The following is a 15949-nucleotide window of genomic DNA, read 5'->3' on the forward strand; positions in this document are numbered from 1 at the left end:
GGATCGTAGGTTCCGGAATCCTCCGTCTCGCGACTCCATACGGAATCCATATGGCGAGCCGGGAGGTCTTGACGCCTTTTTATGTGCCGTCCCGGATGAGTGGACTCCGCGGACCGAATTCAATGCCGGTGGCCGGCCTTCGAAAGGTCAAGGGACAGCTCTGGGAAGGTCAAGTCAGCGGCCCCGTACGGCTCTTCGGGGAGTCGGTCGACCAGTGCCGGTTTGCCGAACGGCAGATGCCTGACGATCCGTCATGTGCTGGGGGGTGTACCGCTCCTCCGCCGTGCGTAGGCTCGGCCCGTGCAGACCGAACTGGTGCCTGACACGCGTCGCCGCCGCGCGGTGTGTGCGGCGGCGACGGCAGTGGTCGCGGCCCCGGCGGCGATCGCCCCACCGAGTGCGTGGACCGGGGCCGTCGTCGCCGCCGCGGCGATGGCGACCGCGATCCTGCGCCGGCCGCTGGGCCCGGTCGCCCCCGTCCTGGCGGCCGGCCTGGTCGCGGGGCTCTCGCTCGTCACGGACGCCGTCCATCCCGGACCGCAGGGATTGGTACTGTCGTGGCTCCCGGTCGAGTTCGTGGCCATGCTGGTGCTGGCCGGGAGGGTGATCCGGCGGGCGCCGGTCCGCCAAGCCGCCCTGGTCGGTTCGGCGTTGGCGCTCGCGCTGATGGCGCTCCCGCTGCGCTTCACGCGCCTGCTGCCGCAGGCGGTCCTCGAACCGTCGGTGGTCGCCGTCGCCATGGCGATGTTCCCGGTGGCCTGCGCCGTCGGCGTCGGGCTCTACCTGCGGGGCCAGGACAACCAGCGGGCCCGCGCCGTCCAGCGGGCCCGCCGGGAGCAGCGGCTCGACGTGGGCAGGGATCTCCACGACTTCGTCGCCCACGAGTTGACCGGGATCCTGCTGGAGGTCCAGGCCGCCCAGGTCAGCGCCTATGACGAAGAGGAGAACAGCGAGCTCCTGTCCCGCCTGGAGGCGGCCGGTCTGCGGGCGCTGGACTCGATGGACCACACCCTGCAGACCCTGCGCGACCCGGAGGCGCCCGCGCTCGCCGAACCGCCGCCGACCAAGGTCCACGGCCTCGCCGACCTCCCGGAGATGGTCGACCGCTTCCTGGCGTCCGGCACGACCGGCGGCTCCCTCGAACTGGAGCCGGGCCTGGCGGGGACCGCCCCGCACGCGATCCAGGACGCGGCCTACCGCGTCGTCCTGGAGGCGCTGACCAACGTCCGTCGGCACGCCCCGAGCGCGGGCCGGCTGGAGGTGGAGGTGGTTGGCGTCCCGGGCCCCGCCCTGCGGGTCACCGTCACCGACAGCGGGCGGCAGGGCGGCCTCGGTGGCCCAGGCGGTCTGCCGGCCCGCCGCCCCGGCGGTGGGGGCACCGGCCTGGCCGGCTTGTCCGAGCGGATCGGCGCCCTCGGCGGGGACCTGTCCGCCGGCCCGCACGCCCGCGGCTGGCGCGTCCGCGGGGTGCTGCCGCTGCGACTCGACCGGAGGGGGCGGGGCTGACGGGCGGGGGCTGACGGGTTCAGACGGCCTTGGGCTGACGGGTTTCGACGGCCCGGAGACTGCCCGCCGTCCGTCGGTGGGTGGGGTCTAGGGTGTGAGCTGCGGCCACGCCGGTGGGCACCGGTGGCCGCACCGGCGTTTCCATCGCCAGTGCCATGGCGATCAACGTGGACACAGAAGGTGGGAGGACACGCGAAGTGTCAACAACGCCAGAGTTCCGTGGCTTTGACCTGGTACGGCGTGGCTACGAGCGCCAGCAAGTCGACCGCTACCTCAGCGCCCTGTCCGAAGCCGGTTCACCGCCGCCCCCGCCGGCGTTCGAGATCGTGCGGCGCGGCTACGACCGCGAGCAGGTCGACGCGCGCATCGCGGACCTCCTGCGCGGCAGGGGCACCAAGGGCTAGATCAGTCGGGCTAGATCAGGCGGGCTGGGTTCTCGGCAGGTCGGTTGAGACCAGTTCGGCAGCGCGTATGGGGTCGCCGTCCGCGCGGGTGAGCAGCGCCTCGATGTCGTAGCCCGTTGCCTCCGAGGCGGCGTGGATGCCGAGGAAACGGCCCCAGCCGCAGCGTTCCATCGAGACGGCGGCGTCCAGGTCGGGGCGGAGCCGGTGGAGCGTGCAGACCAGTTCCCAGGCGAAGGCGTCCAGGCGGGCCCGCCGCACCGGGTTGCAGGCGTTCACGGCGTCGGTGGTCCAGTCGTCGCCGGGCTCGTACTCCGGGAGGGGCGGCAGGAGTTGGGGGGCGCCCGTGATCGGCTCCGCGCTGAAGGTGAGGGCGTGTGCGCCCTCGGGGTTGCCGACCAGTTCGGCGAGGAGCGGGACGACGCGGGGGTCGTGCCGACTGGCCAGTCCGTGGAGTGCTTCCATGCGGGTCTCGTCGTGCTCGTCGGCCGTCCGCTCCCAGAGCGCGGCCCGGATCGCGGGGCTGTCCGCCCCGGATTGGACGCCGAGGGTGAACGTCGCCCAGTCGCGGACGTGCGGGTTCTGGTCCTGGGTCAGCCCGATGAGGGTGTGGATGTCCGGCCCGTCCGGCAGGCCGGTGAGGACCTCGGCGAACGAGCGGGCCACCTGCTCGCGGACCTCGGCGTCAGGGTGCCCGGCGAGGGTGACGAGGACGGGGACGGCGCGCGGGTCGTGCGTCTGCTCGATCGCGCGTGCCAGGGAGCGCAGCACGTGCTCGTCGGTTTCCCGCTGGGCGAGGGCGACGAGTGCGGTGGCCGTTTCGGTGCGGACTGCCTCGTGGTGGTAGTTGGTGTCGCGCAGCAGGTCGCAGCCTGTCGCGCGCTCGATCGGATCGGCGGAGCCGATGAGCTCCAGGCCGAGCGGCAGCGCCGCCTCGTCGGCGGACGCGCGCCACAGCAGCGGTGCGTACTCGTCCCAGCCGTCGTGGTCGTCCGGGTCGTCCGAGGCGATGATGGCGCGCATTGCCGACAGTGCCCGCGTGACCAGCTCCGCCACGGTGTCCGTTTCCATGCGGGCATTGTGGTGCACGAAACCGCGAGTGTGCGCGGTAATTGTCGGCCCGACCGCGCTTCCGGTCCACGGACGCGTCGACGCCGGCGGGCGTGTGCGGGTGCCGTAGGAGTGACCCCGGAAAGGATCTTGACGTGGTCATGAGCAGGGGTGATCATAGCGGAGCACTGCGCAACGCTGATGCGCGAGAAGGTCGTTGAAGGCGTTCGGCCCGAGGCGTCAGTGGCGGTCCAGTAGCCCGTCGTGTTCGGGTGTGCCGGTCGGGGCGTTTGCTCGGGCGGCCGGAGTGCAGTCCGGGGATTTCCCGGACAGGACCCATCCCTTTCGAAGGGTCGGCGGTGCGGAAGCCGGCCGGGCGCGGATTCGGCCTTGATGAAAGGGAGTTGGTGGACGTTGCGAGGCTGTGGGTCCGCTGGTGTCGATCGGTTCTCCCGGTTGGGGCCTTCGCGGTGAGACGGTTCGGCAATGACCGGGCTGCGGCTGCCGACTCCCAGGTGGCGCCGATGCTGCTCGCCGCGGCCCGGAACAACTCGTCCTGGTGCGAGGCGATGTGTCGGGCGCACGGGTTCTCCGGAGAACTCTCCGACGTCGCGTGGGTGAATCTGAAGAAGAGCCTCACGTACTACCCGAATCTGGTGATTCTGAGCCCGTCGATGTCCGGCTCGGAGGTTCTCGACGTCCTGCGGGAGGCACCGCTGGGGCCGCTTTTCGTCAAGGACAGTTTCGCCAACGCCGATCTCCTCCCGGGGAACTATCGAATTCTCATCGAGGCGGAGTGGATCCATCGGCCGGCTGCGGTCGCGGCCTCGGTGCCGGTGGCGTCACGGGGCGGCGCCGACCAGCGGTGGCGGCGTATCACCGGTGCCGATGAGTTGCGCACGTGGGAGCGGGCATGGGCGGGCGGCGACACATCGGTGAACACGTTCCCAGAAACCCTTCTGCTCGATGACGACGTGATCTTCCTCGGGGGATTCTCGGGCGACAGCCTGGTGGCGGGAGCCGTGCTTCACCTGAGCCATGGTGTGGCGGGGGTGACGAACGTCTTCGGCCCCCCGGGGGAATCCGCCCGGACATGGGCCGGTCTCGTCTCCTGTGCTCACGAAGAGGCGCCGGGAGTCGACCTGGTCGGATATGAGCGGGACGCGGAGCTGGCGGCCGCCGAGGAAAACGGATTCGCGCCGCTGGGGCCGGTTCGGATATGGCAGCAGATGGCCGGAAGCCAATAAATACCTGCCCGTCCCGCGCGGAGGGGTGCAGAAGAATTCCGAAGAAGTCCAGGGGGAGATCAGGAATGAACTTAGCAACCGCAAGAGAACTTGGCGCCGCGCGCAGAACCCTGCGTTTCACCATCCGCTATCTCAGCTATCCGATCCTCATGGTGCTGACACTCGGGGCGTCCATCACCCTGGTCGACACCTCGTTCCCGCAGTGGGCCATCGTGCCGATGGTCACCCTCTTCGCCTCGGTGTACGTGGCCGTCCTGGAGCGGGTCCAGCCGTTCTACGAGGGCTGGAACCGCTCGCGCAAGGACGTCGTGTCGGACGCCACCTCCAGTCTGGTGGCCCTGCTGGTGGTCGCCCGGCTGATCGAGCCGCTGTTCCTCTCGGTCCTGTTCGCCGGATCCGTCCTGCTGTCCGAAGAGCTGGACAGCACGTTGTGGCCGACGAGTTGGCCTCCCGTCGCCCAGGCCGCACTGGCGCTCCTGGTGGGAGAGTTCTTCTACTACTGGATGCATCGCTGGATTCACGGTTCGCGGGTCTTCTGGCGCTTCCACGCGGTGCACCACAGCTCGGAGCGGCTCTACTGGCTCAACTCCGCCCGGTTCCACCCCATTGACTTCTTCCTCGACGACGTGGCGATCGTCTTCCCGCTGGCCCTGACCGGGTGGACGCTGCACAGCATCTCCGGCCTGATCATCCTTCTCACCTTCTACAACTGCCACGGCGTCACCATGCACTCCAACATGGACGTCCGGCTGGGCCCGCTGAACTACCTGGTGCCCGGACCGGAAGGGCACCGTTGGCACCACTCAAGGGACCTGCGCGAAGCCAACAAGAACTTCGGCGGCAAGGTCGTCCTGTGGGATCTGCTGTTCGGGACCTTCTACCTGCCCGGTGACCGGATGCCGCCCGAGGACATCGGCCTGGCCGACCAGGTCCGCCTGCCGGACTCCTACCTCGGCCTGCTGCTGGCTCCGTTCCGCTGGTCCAAGCTCCCGCTGCGCAAGCCCGAACCGGCATCCGGCGCCGTCCTGGTCGAGGAAAAGGCGGGCAGCGTCTGATCCTGCGCCGGGGCTGCGCAGGAAGTCGGGCCGGCCGACTTCCTGCGCAGTGGGGCGTTGGGCGGGCTGAGCCGGTCCCTGGTGGAGGCTGTTCGCGCTACTCGATCGACACCGGAGCTCGTTGTTGTCGCGTGTGGCGGGCGGACCTCAACTCCTGACGGCCTCTGCGATCTGCAGGGCGGCCTGGGCGGGCGTGAGGTGCGTGGTGTCGACGACCTCGGCCTCGGCGTGCAACCAGGTACGGGCCGCTTCGGCGTAGGGCTCAAGGTGGTTGAGGCGGAACCGGGAGTTGGGGCCGACCACAGTGTCCCCCGCGATGCGGCCGCGGAGGGTCTCCTGGTCGGCGTGGAGTACGAAGTGCCGTACCGGAATGGCGTGTTGGGCGAGGCCCGTGCTGATCTCACGCCAGTACTGCTCGACCAGGACGGTCATCGGCATCACCAGAGTCCCGCCGGTGTAGTCGAGCACGTGGCGGGCGGTCTCGACTACGAGTGGCCGCCACGGCGGCCAGTGCTGGAAGTTGTCCGTCCCGGGCAGGCCCGGCGTGATGTCCATGAGTGTCTCGCCGACCTTCTCGGCGTCGAACACCCGGGAGTCGGGGATCAGTTGCTGCACGAGTGCACTGGTCGTCGTCTTGCCTGCGCCGTGGGTGCCGTTGAGCCATACGATCATGGGCTCGACGTTAGCGGTGCGCGGGCCACAGGAACGGGCACATGTGACTGTCAGCGCTAGTCGGCGGATGCCCCGTCCCAAATGATCTGGTCTGCGGGAAGGACTTTGACCTGTGGCGACCAGATCGGTTGAGGCGCTGAGGTGCCGAAAATCTCAAGCGAGCTGGTCCCGGAAGCTGGGATGCAAGGTGTTGTCTCAGTTCATCTGGTCCGGCGACGGTCGAGGGCGATCTACGACCTGCGCGTTCGCCTCGCCGTGGTCGCGCTAGCTGTCACCAAGTGGTCGAGATTGTTGTCACCTGCCTCGCCTGGTCACGGCGGTTGTCACCGCCCGGGGCGGCGACCGGCTGGTCAAGGCCGGCGCTCCGACCTGGCGGGTGACGACCGCCGTGCGCATCACCAGAGCACTACGCCGGTCTGACGGCGTTGGTCCGAAAAAACCGGTTGCGGGGGAGCGCCGCCCCAGATCACGATGTGCGGCATGTACCTGTGCTGACGACTGCCACGTAGCAACTCACCCCTACGCGATCGACCTCTGCGCCGGGCCACCGGCCGCGCGTTGAGGCGATGACACGCGCGCTCACGCGATCGACCGCCCTCGGCGCTCGGCCATGTGGCCATGCGGCCATGTCCCGAGGCGATGAGACGCGCTGTCGCGAGTTGCCACGGAGAGGCACGACCTGTTGCGCGATCGACCTCGGGACGCCCGCCATGCGGCCACCCGCCCCGAGGCGATGACACGCGCCCTCGTGAGCACTCATCAGATCCCAGGAACCCCGGCCGATCCAGCCGATCCGGCCTGCGCGCGTTCCTGCTGAACCAGGAAACAGACCACCATGCATACCGAACGCAAGGCCCGTTGGGCCGTGCGCCAGTCCGCGCTGCCCACCGTCGTCCGCAGTTGCCCGGACTGCTCCAGCACGCGGCACCGGCCCTCGGGCAAGATCCGTGTAAACGCCAACGGCAAGCTCCTCGACGTCTGGCTGCTGCTCAGCTGCGCGGGCTGCGACCGGACCTCGAAGGTGCCCGTCCACGAGCGCGTCCACACGTCGTCGCTGGAACCCGCCCGCAGGGAGGCGTACGAGAACAACGACCTCGCCGTGGTGCGGGAACTGACGATGAGTGCGTCGCTCGCCGCCAAGAACGACTACAGCCTGGACTGGAGCGGCACCTGGGAGCTGGAGGCACGCACGCCGCTCCACGCGATCGACGATCCGACCCCGCTGACAGTGCTGGTGAGCTTCGAGCTGCCGGTCCCGGTCCGGGTCGAACGCCTGCTCATGTCCGGCCTCGGCCTCAGCCGCAGCCGGGTCCGCCGGATGGTCGCGGACGGCCGCATCCGCCTGCCGCTCGCCCCGGACGCCAAGGCCCGCCGCGACTTCGAGCTGACGGTCCACGCTCCGGCGGCGACCCTGGCTCAGCTCGCGGCTCCGGTCGCGGCGACGCGGCGGGAGGCGGTGCGCGAACTCGGCGCCGCCAGCGCCGTCGAGGCGCCGCCGCGCCTGTCGCGCGCGGTGTCCGGGGCGTAGGCCGACGGCTCGGTGCGGGGCGGTACCCGCGCGCGGCTCACGGACTCGCCGTTCGTGAGCCGCGCGGCGGGCTCCCGCGTGGTGGGTCCAGCCTCCTCCGACGACGCAGTCCGGGGTGCCGCAACGGTGGCGGCAGGCGGTGATCGGAGCGTGACCGGCACCCCGAGCGTCCCCAGGCCCGACGGCAGGATCGTCGCCATCGACGCAGGTCACCAGGCTGTGTGCTTCTACCGTCACTACCCGCAGCCGGTGGCCGCGGTGTGGCGGCACCTGTCGCGCCCGGCACTGCTGCGGCGCTGGCTGGCTGCCGCCGGCCGGTTGGATCCGGCGGAGGGCGGCGCGGTGGTGCTCCGCTGGCTGGCCACCGATCCCGACGGCCTCACCGTGATCGCCTCCGGCGCCGTCACGGCCTACGATCCGCCGACCCTGTTGGAGCTGGACCTCGATGCCGCCCGCGCGCTCGTCTCCGGTTCCGCCGACGCGGAGCTGTTCCTGTACTCCCGAGACCAGCACCTGTTCGCAGACAGCTCGTTCCTCGACGCGCGGTGAGGCGTCTCGCGATCCGCCGGCTGTTCGGGGCGCCCGCAACGGCCGGCGCGAGAGGCCATTTTGGCGGGGAAAACGCAACTTCGACAGGGGTCGCGGAGGCGGCTATCTTCACCTGGTCCTCGGCGATCGCCCACGGTCGTACGGGAGTTCCTTCGAGCTGAGCCGCCCGCGACCGGGCCCGCACCAGGCACCCCCAACCAGGGAGAGACGCATGCCTCATCTTGCGCTGTACACGTTCGGCGTCCTGAAGTCACCTCTCGCCGATCCCTCACCTCTCACGCGCGAACTCCACGACACCGGCGAGGCCGTCTACCGGAAGATCAGCGAGCACCCCGGGTACCTCGCCCATGCCGAAGCGGCAGACGGCGGCCGGGGCACGCACTTCGACTTGGACTGGGGCGCATGGGGGGAGTTCGCCGTACCGGCCTGGTACGGCAAGGGCTGCACGGCGGAAACCACTGCCCTGGCCGCGACCCTCTCCCTCTGGACCGACCTGCGCTCCGCCCTCGACGCCATCTACACCGGTCTGCACCGTGAGGCGCTGAACAGGCGTTACGACTGGTTCGAGAGGACAGGACGCCCGGCTTACGTGTTCTGGTGGGTCTCCGACGGCGTGATACCCGTCTGGCAGGACGGGGTTTCGAGGCTGGAACACCTCCACGACCACGGCTCCGCGCCGCACGCCTTCACCTTCCACCACGCGTTCGCCCCGGACGGAACTCCGGCCAGGGTCGAAGGCATCGGGCCGAAGAGCGACCAGGTCCGCTGACAAGGAAGCCTCAACGACCAGTTGGTGGAAGTGGAGGCGGTGGCCGTGCTGCCGTGAACCCGTACTCCTGCGGACATAGGGGGATAACCCCACCCAAGACCGGGTGGGTAGCAGCATCGTCGCAGGTGGTTTGTTCCGGAGAGGGTGGGGGTAACGGCGCGATCCGCCGTTTCCCTCGACGAACAACCGGAGTTGACACATGCGCAAGCAGGCGCGGCAGACCGTCCATCCGTCCCGGCACCGGAAGGTCCTGGTGGCCGCCATGGCCGTCGGTGCCCTGGCGACGGGGGTGCTGGCCCCGACCGCGGCGTTCGCGGCGCCGAAGCCGGACATCGTCCAGCAGGGCCTCGACGCGCTGGTGCGGGACGACGGCATTCCCGGCGCGCTGGCGAGCGTCGAGAAGGGGCACGGCCGCGCCCGCAACTACACCGCCGGGGTGGGTGACCTGGCCACCAAGGCGAAGGTCCCGGTCGACGGCCAGGTGCGGATGGGCAGCAACACCAAGACGTTCACGGCGACGGTCGTGCTGCAACTGGTCGGAGAGGGGAAGATCGACCTCGACGGGCCCGTCGAGACCTACCTGCCGGGCCTCCTCCGCGGGGACGGCATCGACGGGCGAAAGATCACCGTCCGTCAGCTCCTCCAGCACACCAGCGGGCTCCCGGACTACCTCAAGGGCGATGTCCCGCCCCGCTACTACGAGCCGCGCGACCTCCTCGACACCGCACTGAAGTTCAAGGCCGACTTCGCCCCGGGCGACCGGTCCAAGTACAGCAACACGAACTACATCGTGGCCGGACTGATCGTCCAACGGGTCACCGGCCGCCCGCTCGCGGCGGAGATCGACCGCCGCATCGTCAAGCGCATCGGCCTGCGCCACACCTACTTCCCCGCCCCCGGCGACGTGACCATCCGCGAGCCGCACCCCAAGGGCTACTACCGGGACACCCCGGACGCGCCGCTGGGCGACGTCACGGAGACGGACCCGTCCTTCGGCTGGGCAGCTGGTCAGATGATCTCCACCAACTCCGACCTCAACCGGTTCTTCTCCGAACTGCTCCACGGCGACCTGCTCCGGCCCGCCCAGCTCGCCGAGATGAAGAAGACCGTCCCCGCCGACTACCTCGGCCCCGGCGCCGCTTACGGGCTCGGCCTCGTGAGCAAGCCCCTGCCCTGTGGCGGCGGGCTCTACTGGGGCCACGGTGGCAGTTTCCCGGGCTACGAGACCCGGGGCGGCGTCACGGAGGACGGCAGCGCTGCGGCGAACATCGCCGTGACGAACCGGCCGGCCGACCCGGCGGCCATGAAGCACGTCGAGGGCCTGGTGGAAGCCGCCCTCTGCCGCTGAGGCCGCTGGGGCCGCTGAGGCCGCTGGGGCCGCGGACGTCCCGGCGCCGAGGCCGCCCGGCGCACTTCGGTGCCGGGCGGCCCCGGTTTGTTGGCTATCTTCCGGCCTCGAATGGGCCAGGGGCGCGGTAGCTGGACTCTTGCCAGTTGGTGTCGGCCGGCTGGGGTCCCGTTGTTTGGCGCAGGAAGTCGGGCTGGCCGACTTCCTGCGCTGTGGTGTGTCCAGATGAATGAGTCCAAGGGGTGTCGGCGGCTGTCCGGTCGAAGTCGGGGTTCTGCATCCTCCGCGCGGGGGAGTCGAGTTGGACCTTGCGCATGATTCGGCGGGGCGGACCGCGAGACAGCATGGGGCCATGGTCACGTTTGGGACACCGACAGCCGCTGCCGCCTCCGAGAGTCGGTCTCCTGCCCGTTGGGTGGTCCGAGTCGCGCACATTGCGGCACTCACCGCTGTGCCGTCCGGGATCTGGCGGATCGCGATGGGGGTCGGCATGCCGGTGGGGTTCAACACCACGGGATTGGACATCCCCGGCTGGTTCAGCGTCATGTGCATCGCGATGAGCCTGGGCGCCGAAGGGCTCACGTTGCTCACCCTCGGGCTGGTCAAGCCCTGGGGCGAGGTGGTGCCGGGCTGGATCCCGCTGATCGGGGGGAAGCGTGTCGCGCCGCTGGCGGCGGTGATTCCGGCGTTGCTCGGTGCGGCCGTTGTGATGCTGTTGACGATCCCCCGGGCGGGCGGCTTCGGAGGGGCGCAGGGAGCCCCGACCGGGGCGGCACTCGTCGTGATGGACGCCTGTTACGCCCCACTGCTGCTGTGGGGGCCGCTGCTCGCGGTCGTCACGATCTCCTACTACCGGCGGCGCCTGGACTGAGCAGGCGCAGTCAGCCTCGCTGCGGCCGACCCGGATCCCTTGGACTCATTCATGTAGAGGTGCGGTAGCTGGACTTCTTCCAGTTGGTGTCGGCCGGCTGGGGTCCCGTTGGTTTGGCGCAGGAAGTCGGGCTGGCCGACTTCCTGCGCTGTGGTGTGTCCAGGGCGTGTTTCGTAGCCGACGGAGCCCGGAGCCGAACGGACGGGACGTCAGCGCATGCCGCCGGAAGCGAGGATGACATCCCCGGTGATCCAGCGCGCGCCGTCGGAAGCCAGGAAAGCCACCAGCGGGCCGTAGTCGTCCGGGGTGCCCGTTCGGCCCAGCGGGGTGCCGGCGATCGCCTGTGCTTCCTGGGCCGAGCCGGGGAATCCCATGGCCCTGGTGCCCTCGGTGTCCGACGGTCCGGGCATGATCGCGTTGACCCGGATGCCGCGCGGGCCCAGCTCCTTGGCCGCAACGATGGTGAACGCGTTGACAGCGCTCTTGGACGCGACATAGAGCGAGGCGTACGGCGGGAGGGTGAGTGTGCCGGCCGTCGAGATGTTGATGATCGAAGCGGCGCCGATGTCGTCCTGCGCGGCCAGGGCCTGCGTAGTGAGGATCGTGCCCAGGACGTTCGTGGTCATCTCGCGCTGGAACTCCTCTTCGGTGATGCCCGACAGTGGCGCGAAGGCGGCGACGGCCGCGTTGTTCACGAGCACGTCGACCGGTCCGTACTCCTCGCGCGCCCGATCGAACAGATGGCGCACTTCGTCGCTGCGGGCCACGTCGGCCCGGACCGCGATCGCCCGGCCGCCCTCGGCGGTGATGCCCGCGACGACCCGCTCGGCGCCCTTCGCATCCTCCCGGTAGTTCACCACGACGGCTGCGCCGGTCCCGGCCAGCGCCTTGGCGATCCCCGCGCCCAGGCCCTTCGATGCGCCCGTGACGATCGCCGTACGTGCGTTGCTGCTGCTCACAGTGGCTCCTCGAACGTTGGTGCTTACGAGGTCACCGTAGGAAAGGCCATTACTGCTGGGAAGTACCTACTTTTTTGTAAGCTCCTGCTGTGATGGAAACTCAGCAGGTCGCGACAGCCGCCCGGCTCCTGGCCCACGACACCTTCGACAACAAGTGCGTGCTCAGGCCGATCATGGACCAGACGACAAGTCGTTGGGCGACACTGATCATCTCGGCCCTCATCGCCGGCCCGCACCGCTTCGCGCAGCTGCACCAACGAGTCGGTGGCATCAGCCAGAAGATGCTGTCGCAGAACCTCAAGGCACTGGCCCGGGCCGGGCTCGTCGGCCGCCATGTCGCGCCCACCAACCCGCCCCAGGTCACCTACAGCCTGACGGAACTCGGTGTCAGCCTGGCCGGGCCGCTGACCGAACTGATCCAGTGGTTCGGCCGGCACGGAGACGAGCTGCTCGCCGCCCAGGAGCACTACGACAGCCAGCAGGCGTCACCGCGCGAGTAACGGGCCAGCCCCATGGACCGGTTCGGCGGAGTCTCGCGGCAGCACCAGCCGCCCCAGCCGGAGAGCACAGGTCCCGTCCCCGCTTCAACATCCACCACACGCCCGAACAGGCCGGCCGGCTCGACCAAGTCGAGCTGCTCTTCTCCACCCTGACCCGACGTCTACGACGCCGCGGCCAGTTCGCCTCCCGCGACGAACTGGCCGCGGCCATCGACACCTTCGTCCTGGCCTGTGACGAACACGACGCCAAGCCCTACTGCCGGACCTGCGACGGCAGCCCACTCAAAGCCGCATGAACCCCCGAAGGATCAACGCGGCGCTGCACTAGGACTGGAAGAGCACTTCCGGATTGTTCGGCGAGGGGCCGTCCAGCAGCGGACTGTCGATCCCCTTCAGCGTCTGGTCGAAGAACGCTGCCACGTACTCGCGGGTGATCGCCACCCCGCGTTCCGGGGAGAGGGGCGGCGTCGGGAACCCGGCCTGCTCCAGGAGCAGGTCCAGGTCGGCGAAGCTGAAGTGGTCGGCGCCGGCGACCGTCAGCCACTTCTTGTAGCCGCCGAGGGCGGCCCAGGTCTGCCCCCACGAGGTGTCGTGGCCGCCGACCGAGTGGTAGTCGGCCGTACCCAGCATGAGGAGCGGCCGGTTGATCTGGCCGGGCATCGGGGCCGGGTGGAAGCTGCCGTCCATGTTCACTCCGGCCCGTACTCGCGGGTCGGCGATCATCGTGGCGGCGGCCGCCGCTCCGCCGAGGGAGTGCCCGGCCATGCCGATCTCGTGCTTGTCGATGAGGTGCGCCAGAGGCCACGCGGTATTGCCGTGCGTCAACCGGTCGATCACGAAGGACACGTCCAGCGCGCGGCTGGCGGCGACGGAGTCGAAGTCGAGCGTCTTCGGGTCATCGCAGATCGCGCACGGCGGCGTCTGGCCGTTCGCCAGCGTCTCGCCGCTGTCCTCGTAGGTGTGGCCGACGAGCGCGACGACGTAGCCGTGACTGGCCAGGTCGGTCGCGAGCGAGGTGAGCGTCATGCGCGGGTCCTCGTACGCGGGTGAGAGGACCACCAGCGGATGCTTGCCGCGCTGCGGCCGCGCGCCGTCGAAGGCGTGAGTGGTGACGCCGGAAAGGTTCTGTGGGGTGACGCCGTAGCTCGCCGGCAACTTCCGCCGCTGGATGACTCCGGCTGCCTCGGCGAGGGTCATGTAAGGGGCCGGAGTCCCGGTCCCGGGGACGGCCGGGTAGACCATCGTGACGGTCAGTTGGCGGGGGCCGGATGACGGCACCCACGGGTCGGGACGGCTCTCGTCGGTGAGGTGGATGACGTCCTCGCCGGCGGCGTAGGGGCCGGTCGGCGCGGGGAGCGCGCCTTGGAAGGACCGCGTGGGCGCGGTGGCCGTGGCCGGTGCGGTGTCTAACGCGTGCGTGGCCACCGGTGTGGTCGTGGCGGCGAACCCGGCGCCGGTTCCGGTGACGAGGGCGGCGAGCGCCAACACCGCGACAGCGCTGATACGGCGATTGCGTTTCATGGGATCGACGCTAGGTTCCGCAGCTCCGTATCGAATCAGCCCATGGATGTAGACATTCTGGTGTCGTTCGTAGCCTCCGCGAGGTACCGGAGTCATCCGCCGGGATTATGTCGTGCGGCGCGGGGTTCCCTTCGCCGGCATCGTCGAGTGCCACCCTCGTCTTGGGCTACGACGAACACGACGCCAAGCCCTACCGCTGGACCTACGACGGCAGCCCACTCAAAGCCGCATGAACCCCCGAAGGATCAACGTGGTGCTGCACTAGGCGTGGTGGTCGAACTCGCCGGCTTTGGCGGCTTGGAGGAAGGCGGCGAAGTGGGCGGGGGTGGGGTGGAGGGTGAGGTGGCCCTGGTCGGACTCGCGGAGTTCGACCAGGCCGTCGGCGGTGCGGATCTCCACGCAGTCGCCACCGGATCCGCTGAAGGACGACTTCTGCCAGTTGGTGTCGGTCATTTGGGGTCCCGTCGGTTGTTTGGCGCAGGAAGTCGGGCTGGCAGACTTCCTGCGCCGTGGTGTGTCTAGTACTGCGACCGCATCTGTCGTTACCGCTGGCGTTCGGCGTCGTTGGTATGACTGTGTGCTGACGAGCTGACGGTTGAGCAGGTCGAGTCGTGGTCCGAGGTGATAGTGGGCTTCCATGCCCGCTTCGCGCACCGTTTCGGCAGGCCACCTCATCGTCACACCCCGCCACCACGCCAGCGAGCACCATCTGCGCTGGTCACGCTTCCGCCGACGCAGCCAGGCCCGAGCCCGCCGCTCCCACTGCAAACACCGAGGCCACAACCCCCAGATGCGGTTGCAGTACTAGTCGCCGGGGATGCCGCCTACGGCGGGTACGGCGAGAATGTCGAGGGAAAGGGTGAGGTGACGGGCGGTCATGCCTTTGTCGACGGTGATACCGAATGCGTACCTGTCGATTCTGGTGGTGGCGCGGAACCGGATTCCATCGGCTGTGAATTCCGGCTGCTCGACGGTAAGTTCGATGGGCCGCGTGGTGGCTTTGACGGTCAGCTCTCCGCGCAGGACGTACCCGGTGTCCGTGGACTGGACGGCGTTCGAGGCGAAGGCTATGTGGGGGTGTGCGGCTGTGCCCAGGTACTTGGGTGAGCGCACGACCCTGTCGCGGGTACCGCTGTCGGTCGAGAAGCTGTCGGCATCGATGACAGCCGTGGCCGACGACTGCGTGGGCTCGGCGGCGACGTGCACCTGCCCCGAGGTAAGGTCGAACGTTCCACGCACGGCGCCCAGGCCGAAGAAGTGGCGCGTGGTGAAGGCGATCGTGCTGCGTCCGGCGTCGATGGTGTAGGTGCCGACTGCAAGGGTGGTCGGTCGGTCGTCCGAGGTGTGCGGCACATGAATCCTTAGGCAGGGGCAGTCGGTTCCGCGGTGGGGACGAGGACGGCTGGGAGTGCTCCGTGTCAGAGGCCTCCGGGGCCTGTCCGCCCGGTCGTGGTTCCGTCGTTGCGCAGGCCCACGGGAAGGTCTCTTCGGCGTTTGACGTCGAGTTCCGGTACACGCGTGTCAGGCGCTGCTCCACCCTACTTGCGTTGATGCGCAGTTGCCTGGCGATTTGGAGATCGGTGCAGTCCATCACGGTCAGCTGCGGCGACCCGTCGCTCGGAGCCGGCGGTGGAGGTGCCACCGTCGGCACCCCGAGGCTGTCTCGAAGCGGCCGCGAATAGGCCACCGATTCCAGCTCTGGGTAGGGAGATTCGATAGGACCCGCTCGGCGTCCCGCCGCACTGCGGGGCGCCGAGCCCCGAAATGCAAATCGTCCTACCCGAGGGGCGACTCGACCTGCTCGACCATCAGCTCATCAGCACACAGACATACCAACGAGCCCAACACCACATCCGTCACGCAGATGCGGTTGCAGTACTAGGGTCCGTCTTCAAAGATCAGATCCAGAGCAGGATCGAGGCGATGGTGACGGCGGCATGGTAGGACTCGCGGGTCTTGTCGTAGCGGGTCGC

16 protein-coding genes are annotated in these 15949 nt (G+C 69.3%); 10 read left to right on the forward strand and 6 right to left on the reverse strand.

Going from position 1 to position 15949, the window contains the following annotated elements:
* Positions 1 to 300: 300 nt before the first annotated feature.
* On the forward strand, positions 301 to 1506 hold the full coding sequence (locus ACFVHI_RS22275; protein WP_079135529.1) for a sensor histidine kinase: 1206 nt from the start codon (positions 301 to 303) through the stop codon (positions 1504 to 1506).
* A gap of 155 nt (positions 1507 to 1661) precedes the next feature.
* A complete protein-coding gene (locus ACFVHI_RS22280) occupies positions 1662 to 1910 on the forward strand; it encodes a hypothetical protein (RefSeq protein WP_159398405.1) in 249 nt (82 codons plus the stop codon).
* 15 nt (positions 1911 to 1925) lie between these two features.
* On the opposite strand, the gene ACFVHI_RS22285 is transcribed toward ACFVHI_RS22280, so the two are convergent.
* Positions 1926 to 2978, reverse strand: coding sequence for a HEAT repeat domain-containing protein (locus tag ACFVHI_RS22285; RefSeq protein ID WP_079135528.1), 1053 nt, complete (start codon positions 2976 to 2978; stop codon positions 1926 to 1928).
* Between the two features lie 503 nt (positions 2979 to 3481).
* Here ACFVHI_RS22285 and ACFVHI_RS22290 point away from each other — a divergent pair.
* Both ACFVHI_RS22290 and ACFVHI_RS22295 read left to right on the forward strand, forming a co-directional pair.
* On the forward strand, positions 3482 to 4204 hold the full coding sequence (locus tag ACFVHI_RS22290; RefSeq protein ID WP_063351043.1) for a hypothetical protein: 723 nt from the start codon (positions 3482 to 3484) through the stop codon (positions 4202 to 4204).
* A 149-nt stretch (positions 4205 to 4353) separates the two neighbouring features.
* Positions 4354 to 5259, forward strand: coding sequence for a sterol desaturase family protein (locus tag ACFVHI_RS22295; RefSeq protein ID WP_063347211.1), 906 nt, complete (start codon positions 4354 to 4356; stop codon positions 5257 to 5259).
* Between the two features lie 147 nt (positions 5260 to 5406).
* Here ACFVHI_RS22295 and ACFVHI_RS22300 read toward each other — a convergent pair whose 3' ends face one another.
* A complete protein-coding gene (locus ACFVHI_RS22300) occupies positions 5407 to 5931 on the reverse strand; it encodes a hypothetical protein (RefSeq protein ID WP_063347210.1) in 525 nt (174 codons plus the stop codon).
* Between the two features lie 835 nt (positions 5932 to 6766).
* Between ACFVHI_RS22300 and ACFVHI_RS22305 the strand changes: the two genes are divergently transcribed.
* The 5 genes from ACFVHI_RS22305 (at position 6767) to ACFVHI_RS22325 (ending at position 10996) form a co-directional block, all read left to right on the forward strand.
* The gene (locus ACFVHI_RS22305) at positions 6767 to 7459 is read left to right on the forward strand and encodes a DUF1062 domain-containing protein (protein ID WP_063347209.1); all 693 of its coding nucleotides are present in this window, start codon (positions 6767 to 6769) and stop codon (positions 7457 to 7459) included.
* Positions 7460 to 7609: 150 nt separating this feature from the next.
* Positions 7610 to 8008 carry an SRPBCC domain-containing protein gene (locus ACFVHI_RS22310; RefSeq protein WP_063347208.1) on the forward strand — a complete coding sequence of 133 codons (399 nt, stop codon included), beginning with the start codon at positions 7610 to 7612 and terminating at the stop codon, positions 8006 to 8008.
* 211 nt (positions 8009 to 8219) lie between these two features.
* The gene (locus ACFVHI_RS22315; protein ID WP_063347207.1) at positions 8220 to 8777 is read left to right on the forward strand and encodes a DUF3291 domain-containing protein; all 558 of its coding nucleotides are present in this window, start codon (positions 8220 to 8222) and stop codon (positions 8775 to 8777) included.
* 199 nt (positions 8778 to 8976) lie between these two features.
* The gene (locus ACFVHI_RS22320; protein ID WP_063347206.1) at positions 8977 to 10125 is read left to right on the forward strand and encodes a serine hydrolase; all 1149 of its coding nucleotides are present in this window, start codon (positions 8977 to 8979) and stop codon (positions 10123 to 10125) included.
* A gap of 451 nt (positions 10126 to 10576) precedes the next feature.
* A complete protein-coding gene (locus ACFVHI_RS22325) occupies positions 10577 to 10996 on the forward strand; it encodes a hypothetical protein (protein ID WP_380341937.1) in 420 nt (139 codons plus the stop codon).
* 209 nt (positions 10997 to 11205) lie between these two features.
* Here the strand turns inward: ACFVHI_RS22325 and ACFVHI_RS22330 are convergent, their stop codons facing one another.
* A complete protein-coding gene (locus ACFVHI_RS22330; RefSeq protein ID WP_380341940.1) occupies positions 11206 to 11955 on the reverse strand; it encodes an SDR family NAD(P)-dependent oxidoreductase in 750 nt (249 codons plus the stop codon).
* Between the two features lie 92 nt (positions 11956 to 12047).
* Between ACFVHI_RS22330 and ACFVHI_RS22335 the strand changes: the two genes are divergently transcribed.
* Positions 12048 to 12455: a winged helix-turn-helix transcriptional regulator gene (locus ACFVHI_RS22335; protein ID WP_380341943.1), complete on the forward strand. Its 408-nt coding sequence runs from the start codon at positions 12048 to 12050 to the stop codon at positions 12453 to 12455.
* 324 nt (positions 12456 to 12779) lie between these two features.
* On the opposite strand, the gene ACFVHI_RS22340 is transcribed toward ACFVHI_RS22335, so the two are convergent.
* From ACFVHI_RS22340 to ACFVHI_RS22350, 3 genes are all read right to left on the reverse strand, one after another.
* Positions 12780 to 13976 (reverse strand): alpha/beta hydrolase family protein, encoded by a 1197-nt coding sequence (locus ACFVHI_RS22340; protein WP_380341946.1) that lies wholly within the window; start codon positions 13974 to 13976, stop codon positions 12780 to 12782.
* A gap of 261 nt (positions 13977 to 14237) precedes the next feature.
* Entirely contained in the window at positions 14238 to 14429 is a 192-nt protein-coding gene (locus ACFVHI_RS22345) for a DUF397 domain-containing protein (RefSeq protein ID WP_380341949.1), read from the reverse strand.
* 351 nt (positions 14430 to 14780) lie between these two features.
* Positions 14781 to 15329: a YceI family protein gene (locus ACFVHI_RS22350; protein ID WP_380341952.1), complete on the reverse strand. Its 549-nt coding sequence runs from the start codon at positions 15327 to 15329 to the stop codon at positions 14781 to 14783.
* Positions 15330 to 15949: the final 620 nt, after the last annotated feature.

It is taken from the genome of Kitasatospora sp. NPDC127121, from assembly GCF_042677305.1.
GTDB lineage: Bacteria > Actinomycetota > Actinomycetes > Streptomycetales > Streptomycetaceae > Kitasatospora.